The organism is Geomonas sp. RF6 (assembly GCF_021044625.1).
Lineage (GTDB): Bacteria > Desulfobacterota > Desulfuromonadia > Geobacterales > Geobacteraceae > RF6.
This window is the reverse complement of record NZ_CP087999.1, coordinates 1,655,501-1,668,229: the sequence shown is the minus strand read 5'-3', so window position 1 is coordinate 1,668,229 and position 12,729 is coordinate 1,655,501. Positions and strand designations below refer to the sequence as shown.

At 61.3% G+C, this 12,729-nt stretch carries 9 protein-coding genes; 4 read left to right on the top strand and 5 right to left on the bottom strand.

Features of this window, described 5'->3' with window-relative positions; translation table 11 throughout:
- Positions 1–128 precede the first annotated feature (128 nt).
- On the top strand, positions 129–2,924 hold the full coding sequence (gene ppc / locus LPW11_RS07110) for a phosphoenolpyruvate carboxylase (RefSeq protein WP_230997431.1): 2,796 nt from the start codon (positions 129–131) through the stop codon (positions 2,922–2,924).
- An 807-nt stretch (positions 2,925–3,731) separates the two neighbouring features.
- Here the strand turns inward: ppc and LPW11_RS07105 are convergent.
- Positions 3,732–4,070: a hypothetical protein gene (locus tag LPW11_RS07105; RefSeq protein WP_230997430.1), complete on the bottom strand. Its 339-nt coding sequence runs from the start codon at positions 4,068–4,070 to the stop codon at positions 3,732–3,734.
- Between the two features lie 203 nt (positions 4,071–4,273).
- Positions 4,274–4,942 (bottom strand): cytochrome c3 family protein, encoded by a 669-nt coding sequence (locus LPW11_RS07100; RefSeq protein ID WP_230997429.1) that lies wholly within the window; start codon positions 4,940–4,942, stop codon positions 4,274–4,276.
- A 317-nt stretch (positions 4,943–5,259) separates the two neighbouring features.
- On the opposite strand from LPW11_RS07100, the gene LPW11_RS07095 reads away from it, so the two are divergent.
- Both LPW11_RS07095 and LPW11_RS07090 read left to right on the top strand, forming a co-directional pair.
- Positions 5,260–5,736 (top strand): DUF3124 domain-containing protein, encoded by a 477-nt coding sequence (locus tag LPW11_RS07095; RefSeq protein ID WP_230997428.1) that lies wholly within the window; start codon positions 5,260–5,262, stop codon positions 5,734–5,736.
- Between the two features lie 99 nt (positions 5,737–5,835).
- Positions 5,836–8,331, top strand: a complete 2,496-nt coding sequence (locus LPW11_RS07090; protein ID WP_230997427.1) for a PAS domain-containing sensor histidine kinase — start codon at positions 5,836–5,838, stop codon at positions 8,329–8,331.
- 242 nt (positions 8,332–8,573) lie between these two features.
- Here LPW11_RS07090 and LPW11_RS07085 read toward each other — a convergent pair whose 3' ends face one another.
- A complete protein-coding gene (locus LPW11_RS07085) occupies positions 8,574–8,738 on the bottom strand; it encodes a hypothetical protein (RefSeq protein ID WP_230997426.1) in 165 nt (54 codons plus the stop codon).
- 26 nt (positions 8,739–8,764) lie between these two features.
- Positions 8,765–9,805: a hypothetical protein gene (locus LPW11_RS07080; RefSeq protein ID WP_230997425.1), complete on the bottom strand. Its 1,041-nt coding sequence runs from the start codon at positions 9,803–9,805 to the stop codon at positions 8,765–8,767.
- Positions 9,806–10,497: 692 nt separating this feature from the next.
- Here LPW11_RS07080 and LPW11_RS07075 point away from each other — a divergent pair.
- Positions 10,498–11,847: an MATE family efflux transporter gene (locus LPW11_RS07075; RefSeq protein ID WP_230997424.1), complete on the top strand. Its 1,350-nt coding sequence runs from the start codon at positions 10,498–10,500 to the stop codon at positions 11,845–11,847.
- Between the two features lie 182 nt (positions 11,848–12,029).
- Here the strand turns inward: LPW11_RS07075 and LPW11_RS07070 are convergent, their stop codons facing one another.
- On the bottom strand, positions 12,030–12,587 hold the full coding sequence (locus LPW11_RS07070) for a hypothetical protein (protein ID WP_230997423.1): 558 nt from the start codon (positions 12,585–12,587) through the stop codon (positions 12,030–12,032).
- Positions 12,588–12,729 lie beyond the last annotated feature (142 nt).

Genomic DNA, 12,729 nt, shown 5'->3' with positions numbered 1-12,729 from the left:
GGATCGGCGGCTGCGACTGGCCCCAGCACGGCTGGTCCCTCTTCTCTCGTCCTCCGCAGGTGTAAAATATTTCCAATGGCTCCTGCACACTTCTTTTTTGACTCGCGCTATACCCGGGGAATTCACCTATGGCAGACAGGGACCTTTATTGGCTGGTCGAAGACCAGCGGGAACGCCTCGATGAACTGGTGAGCCCCGACCCGTCGATAAACGAAAAGCCGCTGAAACGCGACGTGCGATCCCTCGGCATGCTCCTTGGGACCGTGATCCGCGAGCAGGCGGGAATGGCTGTGTACGAGACGGAGGAGGAACTGCGGCAGTTGGCGATCCGCCACCGCATGCTCGAAGACGAGCATGCCCCCTCGGCTTCCGAAACGGGCGAAGAGCGGGAACTCCTGACCCGCATGATAGAGGTTGTCGGCAGCCTTCCCCTCGAGGACGCCTACCAGGTCGTGAAAGCCTTCGGCACCTACTTCGAGCTCACGAATCTCGCCGAAACGAATCACCGGAAAAGAAGGCTTCACGCGATACGGCTGGCGGCGGCGGGCGACAAGCCGGGCTCGCTGCGCGGCATCCTGCGCCGCATGCGTGATAGCGGCATCAGCGGCGAGGAGGCACTGAAGTGCCTCGGAAAGGTGGAGGTCGTTCCCGTATTTACAGCTCACCCCACGGAAGTGGCTCGGGAGGTGGTTCTTTTCAAGAGACGCCGTATCGCGAAGGTGCTCGAAAAGCTTGAACAGCTCCCTCTTGCACCGGATGCCGCGGCACGGGGGCAGGACGCCATTGCGACGGAGATCACCGCTCTGTGGCAGACCGACGAGGTGCGTCGCACGCAGCCAACGGTGATCGACGAGATCGAGATGGGACTCCACCACTACCCGGATTCCCTCATTCGGCCTCTGCCATCCTTCTACCAGGACTTCGCCGATGCCTTTGCCGAGGTGTACGGGATGAAGTTTTGCCCGGGTGAGCTGCCGACCGTTCTCCGTTTCGGATCGTGGATAGGGGGCGACCGCGATGGCAACCCCTTTGTCACTACCGAAAGCACACGGGCGGCGCTTGCCAAGGCACGCGAAACGATCCTCGCGCACTACCTCGCCGAAGTCGACCAGCTTCGCGAGCTCCTCACCACCTCCAGCTGCACGATAGGGTCCTCTCCGGAAATCGATGCGGCGATCGAGGAGTATCGACGGTCCTTTCCCGCTGCGGCTCTGGACATCGAGGGGTACCCCGAGTGCGAGTCGTATCGCAAGTACGTGGCGGTAGTCCGTCATCGCCTGCACCACGCCCGGTTCGATCCTGATGATCCCGAGGCCTATCCGGACGCCGCCTCCTTCAAGGCTGACCTCGCCACTGTGCGAAAGAGCTTGATTGAGTGGGGGGGAGAGCGGCTGGCTTGCGACTACGTAGACGGGCTGCTGCGGAAGGTGGAGACCTTCGGCTTCCATCTGCACACGCTCGACATCCGCGAGCACGCGCACGTGCACGCAAAGGCGGTGGCCGAGCTCGCTGCGGGGCAGGAGTTGCGGTCGGCAGGGAATTTCGCGTCCGCGTCAACGTCAGCCGAAACTGTCGATCTCCTGCGCACGTTGCGCGCGGTCGCCGAGCTGAAGCGGGAGTATCCGCCGGAATCAATCCGCAGTTACGTTATCAGTGGGGCACAGTCGGTAAGCGACATAACCTCACTGGTGTGGCTTATGGAACTGTGCGGCGTAGAGGTGGCCGCGACAGCGGACCGCCGTGACCCCGGCGTGATGCCCGTCCCCCTCTTCGAGTCGATAATGGACCTGCGCAACGCTCCGGAGGTCTGCCGTACCCTTTGGAGCACACCGGCATATGCGCGGTATCTGGACTCGTGGCAGCGCAGGCAGGAGGTCATGCTGGGGTATTCCGACTCCAACAAGGACGGCGGGATGCTCACCAGCACCTGGGAAATCTTCAAGGCGCACCGCGCACTTCAGAAGGTCGCTGCCGAGTGCGGGGTGGAGCTGCGCCTTTTCCACGGGCGCGGCGGAACGGTGGGGCGGGGGGGCGGGCCGACCCAGAGGGCGATAACAGCCCAGCCTGCGGAAGGTTTTGCCGGCTCCATCCGGCTCACCGAGCAGGGGGAGGTCGTGAACTGGAAATATGCAGATGAAAAGCTCGCAGGGCGCAATCTCGAAGTCATGGTTGCCGCGTCTCTCGCTTCTCTCACCCTCGGCGCGGAAAGAGATGCGGCCGTCCCTGCAGGGTGGGAGGAGGAAATCCTGGAGCGGCTGTCGTCAACGGCGTACCGCTGCTATCGGGAGCAGATCGCGGAAAATCCCGACATCATGCCGTACCTGGAACAGGCGACTCCGATCATGGAGTTCGAGGTGGCGAAGATCGGCTCGCGCCCGAGCAAGCGTAGCCGCACCCGAAGCCTCGACGACCTGCGCGCCATACCGTGGGGGTTCGGGTGGATGCAGAGCAGGCATGTCATTCCCGGGTGGTTCGGAGTCGGCTCTGCTCTCGAGGAATTCATGTCGGGTGAAAATGGTGCTCTCCCCCTGTTGCAGGAAATGCTGGGGAGCGTTCCCATCTTCAACGACCTCATCAGAAACGTGGAGCTGGCTCTCACGAAGGTGGACCTCCCCCTGGCGAGCCTGTATGCGGAGCTTGTTTCGGATGTGCCGTTGCGGGAGCGGGTGTTCCGGATGGTGGTGGAGGAATTCCAGCGCACCCGGGCGCTTATCCTGGCGGTCACGGGGCAAAAGGAGCTTCTGGAGCAAAACCAGCCGCTGGCGCGTTCCATAAGGCTTCGCAAGCCGTACGTCGATCCCCTGAGCCTGGTCCAGATAGAGTTGCTGCGGCGCAAGAGAGGGGGGGCGGACTCTGCAGATCTCGATTTCGTTCTCGCCGCCACCATAAACGGCATAGCCTGGGGGTTGCGCAATACCGGGTGAGGTCCCATCTGGCAAGGCTCCAGAAGCTGGAGAAGATGACCGGACGGTGATGGGGGGCGAGCCTCAGGCGAAATGTAGGCCGGGATAAGCCGCGAGGCGTTCCCGGCAGTCCACGAAGACGCTGCCGCGTTGCCGGAAACGCTGCCGCTTATTCCCGCCTACAAAGGCAGCCGCCGCAGCGGGTAGGGGTGGGGGTCGGGCCTCGGGTGTACCATGTAGGCCGGGATAAGCCGTGAGGCGTTCCCGGCAGTCCATGAAGACGCTGCCGCGTTGCCGGAAACGCTGCCGCTTATTCCGGCCTACAAGGGCACTCGCTGCAGCGGGTCGGGATGGGGGTCGAGCCTCGGGTGTACATGTAGGCCGGGATAAGCCGTGAGGCGTTCCCGGCAGTCCACCGAAGTCGCAGCTGCGTTGCCGGAAACGCTGCCGCTTATTCCGGCCTACAAAGGCAGTCGCCGCAGCGGGTAGGGGTGGGGGGCGGGCCTCGGGTATACATGTAGGCCGGGATAAGCCGCCAGGCGTTCCCGGCAGTCCACCGAAGTCGCAGCTGCGTTGCCGGAAACGCTGCCGCTTATTCCGGCCTACAAGGGCAGTCGCCGCAGCGGGTAGGGGTGGGGGTCGAGCCTCGGGTGTACATGTAGGCCGGGATAAGCCGCCAGGCGTTCCCGGCAGTCCACCGAAGTCGCAGCCGCGTTGCCGGAAACGCTGCCGCTTATTCCGGCCTACAAAGGCAATCGTCGCAGGGCATTAAAAAAGGGAGCAGGGTGCAGTACCATCCTCCCTTTTTCGCTGTCAATGTTCGCACCATCAGGAAATCGGGCACTCCGTTGCGCCCGGCCGTGCATAGTCATGCTCTTCCACGTTTCCGTGAACGACAGCTTTTGCATGCTTTGCATCTACCACTTCGGTGACCTTCGCGCATCCTACAGTTTCCTGCCGGTAGGTCGGCATCGTCTCTTTAGAAGGGTTGCCGTACATTATCCTCTTGTTCCGATAGACCTCGTATGCCTCCCCAGCCGTTGCCCTGTCTGCGCTGCCGAGCTTGAGGAGAGCCTGCCCGCCGCTTACGTCCTCGACCCGGGCAGTAGTGCCGGCACAACCGGCCAACATACCGAATAAAATCATGAGGAAAAAGGTTCTTCCCATCGTATCGATCCTCCCTCTGGTGGCAGCCTCGGTCAGACTGCCCGCTACATGTGTTATTCCTTACCATACCATTTTCATAGGAATTTCTGCAGCACCGTGAGTGGCCCAGGCAAAGAAAAAGGGAGATGGAGCAAGCTCCATCCCCCTTCCGGTCCGAGGAATATCAAGATGTATGGCCGGCGTGGCCGGTGATACGCGTCGTGCTACTTCCTCTCGTACCCCATGGCGTCATGGCAGCTGGTGGTGCAGTTCCCGCCCTTGTCGGTGGTGGTGTAGGTCGTCGTCACCGTCTCCGCCCCTTTTTTTCCTTTCGGGGTGATCAGGTGAAGCTGGGCGCTCGCGTGCACGTTGTGGCAGGCGAGGCAGGAAATCTTGTTCGTCCCTGCGTGCACGAAGTGGAGATTGTCCTGCCCGTCGCGGAAGGCGGTCCCCTTCGTGGTCTGCTTTTGTTCCACCAGTGCCTTTTCATGGCAGTTGAAGCAATCGGCCTCGACTTTCAGCAGGTACTGCTGCGGCGAGTTGTGCTTCGCGTGACAGACAAGGCAACTTTCCGCTTCGATCACCGGATGCACGCTCTTTGCCTTGGAGTTGCTGTCATGGCACTGGTAGCAAAGGGCGGCGCTTTTGTCCTTCACACCGAAGAGTTTGTGGTCCTTCTGATGACTCCCGGCGGACACCTCATGGCAGGGGGTGCATTCTTTGTCGGCCAGGGCACTGTGAACATAGGCACCGGTAACCTTGCTCCGGTGGCATTCGTAACAGGCTTTTCCGCTTTTGGGATCGACGGTTCCCTTTTCGGCCGCTGTCCCGGATGTCACAAAAAAGGCGCTACAGAGCGCCGCCACGGCCAAAACCACCACTGTTTTTTTCACGTCTGATTCTCCTGTGGGTATTTGAACAATCTCAAGCAGGCCGGCAAAGAAGAGTGCCGCTGTTCACCGTTGGTGTTATCGGCTCCTTTCCGATTACCTTGAGTCAAATTTTTCTTTAAAGTGTGCAATGCGCACCGCCAGACTCTATACTCCAGCTTGGGAATGCATTGCTCGCGAGGCCCGGCCTCGCCACTGTTCGGACACTTCTCCGCTGACGCGGATGCAAAGCCGGAGCTTTGCACCCATGTGCGTTCCCAAGGTGGACCTTGGGAACGAGAGTGACGAGCGTGATTCGATATCTGACATAGGAGGAAGGGATGAGACTTCAACTATTTCTATCTGCAGTACTTCTCGCTGCCAGCATCAGCGGTCCCACTTTTGCCGCGGCGGCGAATGATGTCCGCCTCTCCAGCGGGCAAACTGTCTATGTTTCGGTCTACTCCAATCTCCCCATCGGTCCGCGGGCGCGGCCGGTCAGCCTGGAGACGGTGCTGACGATCCGCAACACGGACATGAAGAGGGGACTCACCATCAGCAGCATCGATTACTACGATACGGATGGCAAGGTGCTGCGCCGCCATCTCGCATCCCCTCTGGCGCTCGGGCCGCTCGCTACAAAGTACATTCACGTGAAGGAAGGGGAGAGCGCGGGAGGCCCCGGGTCGAACTTCATCGTGAGGTGGCGCGCCGCGAAGCCGATGAATCCTCCCATCGTCGAGTCTGTCATGTTGAGCGCCCGGGGCGGCCAGGGTATCTCCTTTGTCATTCCCGGCCAGGTGATCTCGGAGGAATAGTCACCTTTCATCCCGCATCCTCTCTGGCTCCCCGCCGGGCAAGGTACTAGAATTAAAAATAGATGGTCGTTCCTTGCCGCTGCACCTTGGGGAGCTTCGATGGCGCATCCTTCTGTTACCACCAGGAATGATCGGATGGAGAGGACCCTGAGGCATGGCGCCATCGGGGCCGGTGCGGGTGCGGCTTTGATAGGTGCCTACTTCCTCTTTTCCTGGCTCTCCGGCACCCTCGTCTCCCGCGGTCTCCATTCCTTTGTCATCAAGACAAACGCCTCGCTCTGCCTCGTCTTTTGCGGTGTGGCCCTCTCCCTCGCAGTCTCCGGAGGCGGAACTTTGAAGCGTTCCCTCGCGGGGGCACTCGCCTCGCTCTCCATGCTTGTCGGGGCGATGACCCTGCTGGAGCACATCTTCGAGGTGGACTTCGGAATAGATCAACTCATTGCCGTAGAGCAGGCCGGCGCCCTCGGTGTGCTGCACCCCAACCGCATGGGTCCGCCGGGAGCACTGAGCTTCACCCTTTGCGGCATCGGCATCCTCCTTCTTCTACGGGAAAAGCCGAAGGCCGCCCTCGTCCAGTCGCTCGGCATGGTGCTGTGCTTTATCGCCTCCCTCGGCATTCTTGGGCACCTGTACCGGGTCGAGGGGCTGTACGCCGTGCCGCGTTTGACCGGTATAGCCTTGTCGGCCGCCGTGGGTGTATTCCTCCTGGGCCTCGGTCTTATGGTTGCCCGTTCCAACGAAGCATTCCTCGCCCTCTTCACCGCCAGCACCCCCGCGGGGGTGGCAGCGCGCCGTCTGCTGGTCCCGGCAGTGGTTCTCCCCATCCTGCTCGGCTGGCTCGGGCTGGAGGGGGAGTGGCACCGTTTTTACGGCCCGAATTTCGGTATGACCGTCATGGTCCTCTCCTGGGTGCTCATCTTCTCCTTCCTCGTCCACCGGATCGGCAGGGGGATGGAGGCGCGGCAAAAGGCGGCGGAAGAGGAACGGGCCAGGGAGACGTTGCGCGAGAGCGAGCAGCTGCTGAGAACCGTACTGGAGACACTGCCGGTTGCCGTATGGGTTCTCGGCCTGGACCGGAGAATCCTCCACGCCAACAGGGCCGCACTTGAAATATGGGGAGGTACCCCTCGTGTAGCGCTCGAAGACGAGGTGTACAAGGGGTGGAGGGCCGATTCGGGAGAGCCGATACCCCCTGAAGAGTGGGCTGGCGCAAGGGCAATACGGAGAGGGGAGACATCGCTGAACGAGGAAATTGAGATCGAGGCCCTTGATGGATCCCGAAAGATCATCCTGGATTCCGCCGTACCGATCAGGAATGAAAAAGGGGAGATAACGGGGGCGGTGACGGTGAATCAGGATATAACCGCCCGGAAGGACGCAGAAGACGCGCTGCGAAAGGGGGAGGAGAAGTTTCGGGCGGTGTTTCACCAGGCGGCAGTCGGGATGGGTCGTGTCAGTTTCACCGACGCCCGCTGGCTCGATGTGAACGAGGCTTTCTGCACCATGCTCGGCTACACCGAGAATGAGTTGCGGGCAACGCCGTGGCCGCAGATCACGCACCCCGAGGATCTGGATCTTGACCTCATCCCTTTTCAGGAGATGGCCGCGGGGAGGCTGGAGAGCTACACCGTGGAGAAGCGTTTTTTCCACAAGGACGGCCATCAGGTGTGGGCGCGGCTGACACTGTCACTTGTGCGGGATCTCCATGGGCACCCCGACTACGAGATCGCCATAATCGAGGATGTGACCAGCCGGAAGGAGGCTGAAGAGGCCCTTCGGAAGGCGAAGGATGAACTTGAGCTGCGGGTCCGGGAGCGAACAGCGGAGCTTGAGCAGGCATATAGTGCGCTGCAAAAGGTCACCGAACAGCGCCTTGCGGCGGTGGAGGACCTGCGGGAGAAGGAGCAGTTGCTGGTCCAGCAGTCGCGGATGGCGGCGATGGGGCAGATGCTCGGCCACATCGCGCACCAGTGGCGGCAGCCGCTAAACATCCTGAGCTTGCTCATCCAGCAGTTGCAGTTGTCGTACGAGGTGGGGGAGTTTTCGGAGGAACTTCTCGACAGTGAAGTGGCCCGGGGAATGGAGCTGATCAACCACATGTCGCAGACGATCACCGACTTCAAGGACTTCCTCAAGGAGGAGAAGGAGGCGCAGCCTTTCAGCGTGAACAAGGCGGTGCTCGCGACAGTATCGCTCCTCGATGCTCCCCTCAGGGTGATGAATGTGGAGCTGAAGGTGCGCCAGAATGATGAACTGGTAGTGAAAGGGCACAGGAACGAATTTTCGCACGTCGTCATGAACCTCGTCACCAACGCCCGCGATGCCCTGAGGGAAAGGGGGGTAGAGGCGCCGAAGATAGAGATCAACCTTTTCAAGGAAGGTGGCCGTTCTGTGATAACCGTTTCGGACAATGCCGGCGGCATAGGGGAGGACGTCATCGGCAAGGTTTTCGACGCGTATTTCACCACCAAAGCACCGGACAAGGGAACCGGGATCGGATTGTACATGTCGAAGAGCATCATAGAGAAGAGCATGGGCGGCCGGTTGAGCGTGCGAAACACGGAGGAGGGAGCGGAATTCCGGATCGAGTTGTAGCCCGAAGTGGACATGTACTGTAGGCCGGGATAAGCCGCAGGCGTTCCCGGCATTTCTGCGGCCGGCTGATGCGAATCGGAAGATGTTTGGGTACCACAGTGACCGCGCGCTGGAGCGCAGGTATCCTGCCTGCGATGGCGGTGGAGCCGCCAAATACGCGGCTGGCGCCGCGGCACAGGCTGGGAAGCCTATGCTCCAGCGTGCGTGCCACCTTACGTGTGGAGACCGCGGCTTCCGGAGAGTCAGTACTTTCTGTGGGTGTGGGTCACCGCCTTCAGGATGGCGATACCGACAAGGATTACTGCTGTAATCAGGATGTACTCGGTGCGGACTCCCGCCACCACAAGAGCCCAGGCGATGCCGCCAATTATGAAGGCGAACCCGAGGAGATAAACCCAAAAAGACATGCCGCACCTCCTGATATTGCGTCCATTTATGCACGTTCACCCGCTGGTTCACAGGCCCCTTGCAGCAACCTGTGGTTTCGCAACAGCACCTCGATCCAGTACTGCATCCGCTCGGCATCGGCCGTATCCCCCCAGTGCGAAAAGAGGGGCGCGTACTCTCCCAGCTCCTGCCGCCCTTGCGGCGCGTGTATCTCCAGCGTGAACGACAGCCTCTCATCGGGCAGGAACGATCGGGCGGCCATGACGACTCTATGCACCCCGACCGGTCCGAATAGCATCTGCAAAGTGTGGCTCCCCCGGTAGCTGAACGGGATGGGGACCTCCTGGAAGAAACTCAGGTGGTCGCTCACCCCGACGGAACTGAATGTGGAGCTCGGGTGACCGTCGTGCAGGTGGAAATGCATCGGCTTCCCCAGCCTTCCCAATGAGGCGACCACCTGCAGCACTCCCGGCAGCGCCGTCGCGCACGCCTCCTGGACCCGATCCACATGAATCCGCAGCTCCGGCGTGTGTGCCTTCAACTTCGCCACCCGGAGGCCCGGATGCTCCTCCTCGAAAGCCCGGTAGCAGTGGAAGAGGCCGATGTGGCCGATATCTACACACGCCCCGACGCCGGCGACATCACGCAGCGCCTCATGCAGTGCAACGAACGTGGCCGGCTCCAGCCATGCGGCATACTCGATAAAGATCAGAGGGCGCGCTGCCTGCCTATCCAGCTGAGCGTCAAGCTGCCGGACGGCAGCGGTATATTCGGCAAAGCGGGTGGCGGCCTCCACCTGATCGTGAAGGACAAAACCGGTTGCAGAGGCGTCGGCTACCGCGGCAAAGGCGCACACGGTTTCACGTCCAGCCGGGTTCAAGATGTCGATGTGTCTCGGGAGATGGACGGTGTACTCGTCCGGTGAATGGGGGCGGAACCGGAGGAGGAATCGGAGGTGGTCGGGTGTGTCGGGGTAGAACTCGGCGCCGAGGCCCCCCTCGGAGAACCTGCGCTGGGCGAGTTCCAGCAGGGCGTGATCGCCCGGGATCTGCTGCTGGAAAATCGCATTTAGCCGCGGACGAGACATGGCGTCGCCTCCCACTCCTGATCAGACCAGTTCCGGTGTGTTTCCACAACAATTATAGGCACACTCTCAGCGGTTACGGGAGGAGAGGATGCACAATCGGTATTGCGGGCTTGATGTGCGGCATGACGAGAGAGCGGACAGCGGTGGAGGGGGTGCCCATGAATTCGGTGCGGGAAACCCTCCCGGCGGAGGATAGATCGACGAGGCGCCGGGAGGTGTTGTTGTAAATTTCGGATGTGAGTGGAGTCCCTGCTGCCTGCGATGGAGCGATGCCGGTTCGGGACAGTAACGAGCGCGGCTGGCGCGCTTCAGGTCGGATCAACGAAGATGAGATCCTCGGGGGAGGGATCCGTCTCCCCCTCTGTCCTGTCCGGGTCAGGAGTCACCGGTCGAGTCTCTTTCATGCCTGTCTTCCTTTCTGGTTTCTGAGGTGTGGCTAATATGCCAGTAATAATACTACCACGTCGTCAGCACCTCTGCCGGGGATGACAAGCTCCTGACATTTACTTCCTGATGCGCCTGAGTGACGAATGACTCGATCCAGCAGGTGAAATATGGCATTATGGGCGCGCAGGGGTGAGGCTCAGTCTCGGCTCCTGCAAAGAGCGACCGGCGGTCTTGCCGATCCGAAGCTGTCAGCTGCAGTTCCCCTTTGTTTATCCCTTCTGTCAGCGGCACAATCCTGGAGCTACATGAGATTCAATCACGTACCACGTCTGTTGCGGCTCGCCGCACCGATGATCCTCTCTTCTTCTGCGATCACCGTCATGCAGATCATCGACGCCATCGTGCTGTCGCGCCACTCTGGTGAGGCGGTCGCCGCGATCGGCCCCTCGGGGATGGCGGTTATCCTCTTCCAGGGATTCCTCTTCGGTACCGCCGGGTACGCCGGGACCTTCGTCGCCCACAATCACGGGCGCGGCGACTCCGACGGGGTCCGCTCCTCGGCCTGGCTCGGCATCTACACCTCACTCGCTGCGGGGCTGCTCGCTCTTGCGCTCTGCTGGCCGGTGGCGCAGCTTTTCCATCTGGCGGGGCACGAGCCGGAGGTGGCAAGAAACGAGAGCACCTATTTCCTCATCTGTATGGCCGGGGCCTTCTTTCCCGTCATCGGTTCCGCGCTCGGCGGATGGCTCTCGGGTATTGGCCGTCCTGCAGTCGTCACCGCGGTGACCTTTGTTTCCATAACGGCCAATGCCCTCCTTGCCTGGGGACTGGTGCTGGGGGAGTGGGGGATGCCCCGCATGGGAATTGCCGGTGCTGCGCTTGCGACCGTCCTGGCGCAAGCCGTCGGAGCGGTCCTCTACGCCCTTTTCTTCGCCAGGGCGGGTGGATTTTCCGATGCGAAGGCGCGGCGGCTGGAGTGGGAGGAGCTGCGGCGCTTCCTCGCGCTCGCCATGCCGCTCGGACTGCGGATCAGCGGCGAACTGACCGCCTGGACCCTCTTCCTCGTATTCATCGGCAGGCTCGGGACCGTGGAGCTCGCTGCGTCGAGCATTGCCTTTCGCATCAACGGCACCGCTTTTTTCCCGGCACTCGGCCTCGGGCAGGCGGCGGGCGTGCTGGTGGGGCACGCGCGCGGGGCGGGGGATGACGATGCGGTGCACGCCATCGCCTGGCAGTCCCTCCTCGTGTGCGAGGTGTGGATGCTCGCCATGGCGGTAGTCTTCGCCACGGCGTCGGCGCCGCTTATCGCCGTCTTCGCGGGGGACGGCCCGGAGAGCGCGAGGATCATCGAGACCGGCTCCGTCATCATGAAATTCGTCGCCTTTTACTGCCTCTTCGACGCGGCAAATGTCATGCTCGGGTGCGTGCTCGCTTCCGCCGGGGATACCCACTGGGTCGCCCGCACCTTCCTGGTCTGCTCCTGCACCTTTCTGGCATTGCTGTGGCTCATCGTGGGGACGGCGCCGGGGCTGGTGGCGGAATGGACGCTGGCGACGGTTTTTGTGCTCGCCACAGCGATCATCTGGTCTCTTCGCTTCAGGACCGGCGCGTGGAGAAAGATAGAGGTGCTGAGGGGCGCGGATGGAGTCGATTGAAGGGCGGAAGGTCGGAGAATGTAGCCATGGGCTGCAGGCGGCGTCTCGCTGCAGCCCTTCACGGAGCGGTGGAGGAGACCTCGCGTCCCCCCCTTTGCGAAGGGGGGACAGGGGGGATTTGATTTTATCAGGCCTGCGACGCCGACAACCCCGGTTCCCCGGACGAGTCCGCCTAAATGGCTTTACACCGCAGGGATCTCTTTCTCGTACTCCCTGATCATGGCGTAGATCGGTTTGAACGACTCGACGAGTGAGGCGTTGTCCGTGTTGCTGAAGGACGAGACGATGAGGGCGGTGAGGTTCTTGTTGAACTCCTCCCCCTTTTCCTCCAGTGCCTTGCGAAGCACGCTGTACTTCTTTGCGCTCTCCTCAAAGACCATGGCGCTGTTCTTTTGGGGATTGTCGAGGCAGTGGCGCAGCGCCACGTAGGTCGCGACCTTCCCGCCGTTATACTTCTCGTCAAAGATCGGCCACATCCTCTCGGTGAGTGTCATCCCGAGCATCACGGAAGGGATGAGGTACTCCGCCTCGCTTGGCGTGGTGCCGGACGCTGCCGCATCGTCGTTCAAAGCTGCACGCTTTGTCTCCATCGTTATATTGGTGATGACGATAGTCACCGCCTCCTCGAGGGAATTGATCTCACCGTTTCCGGAGCTGCTCCTGATGGCGGCTGCGGTCTTCATGATGGCTGCTTCGTTCTTCGCCTTGCTGCTGAACGCATTTTTTAAAGCTTCGAGCATGTTCCTCCACCTGCCTGTCTGCTGTTGATGTGTTTGACCCGTCCAGTGGTACTACAAGCCGTGCGGACTTTCAACCCCGATTCCTTTCCGTGGAACCTCTCCCACTTTGAAATAATCAGCCGGCGCCTGTCAAGACGATACC

Coding starts and splice junctions, on each gene's coding strand:
- ppc (WP_230997431.1), top strand. CDS start 129: ATGGCAGACAGGGACCTTTATTGGCTGGTCGAAGACCAGCGGGAACGC.
- LPW11_RS07090 (WP_230997427.1), top strand. CDS start 5,836: ATGGCGCATCCTTCTGTTACCACCAGGAATGATCGGATGGAGAGGACC.
- LPW11_RS07105 (WP_230997430.1), bottom strand. CDS start 4,070: ATGGGAAGAACCTTTTTCCTCATGATTTTATTCGGTATGTTGGCCGGT.
- LPW11_RS07080 (WP_230997425.1), bottom strand. CDS start 9,805: ATGTCTCGTCCGCGGCTAAATGCGATTTTCCAGCAGCAGATCCCGGGC.
- LPW11_RS07070 (WP_230997423.1), bottom strand. CDS start 12,587: ATGCTCGAAGCTTTAAAAAATGCGTTCAGCAGCAAGGCGAAGAACGAA.
- LPW11_RS07085 (WP_230997426.1), bottom strand. CDS start 8,738: ATGTCTTTTTGGGTTTATCTCCTCGGGTTCGCCTTCATAATTGGCGGC.
- LPW11_RS07095 (WP_230997428.1), top strand. CDS start 5,260: ATGAGACTTCAACTATTTCTATCTGCAGTACTTCTCGCTGCCAGCATC.
- LPW11_RS07075 (WP_230997424.1), top strand. CDS start 10,498: ATGAGATTCAATCACGTACCACGTCTGTTGCGGCTCGCCGCACCGATG.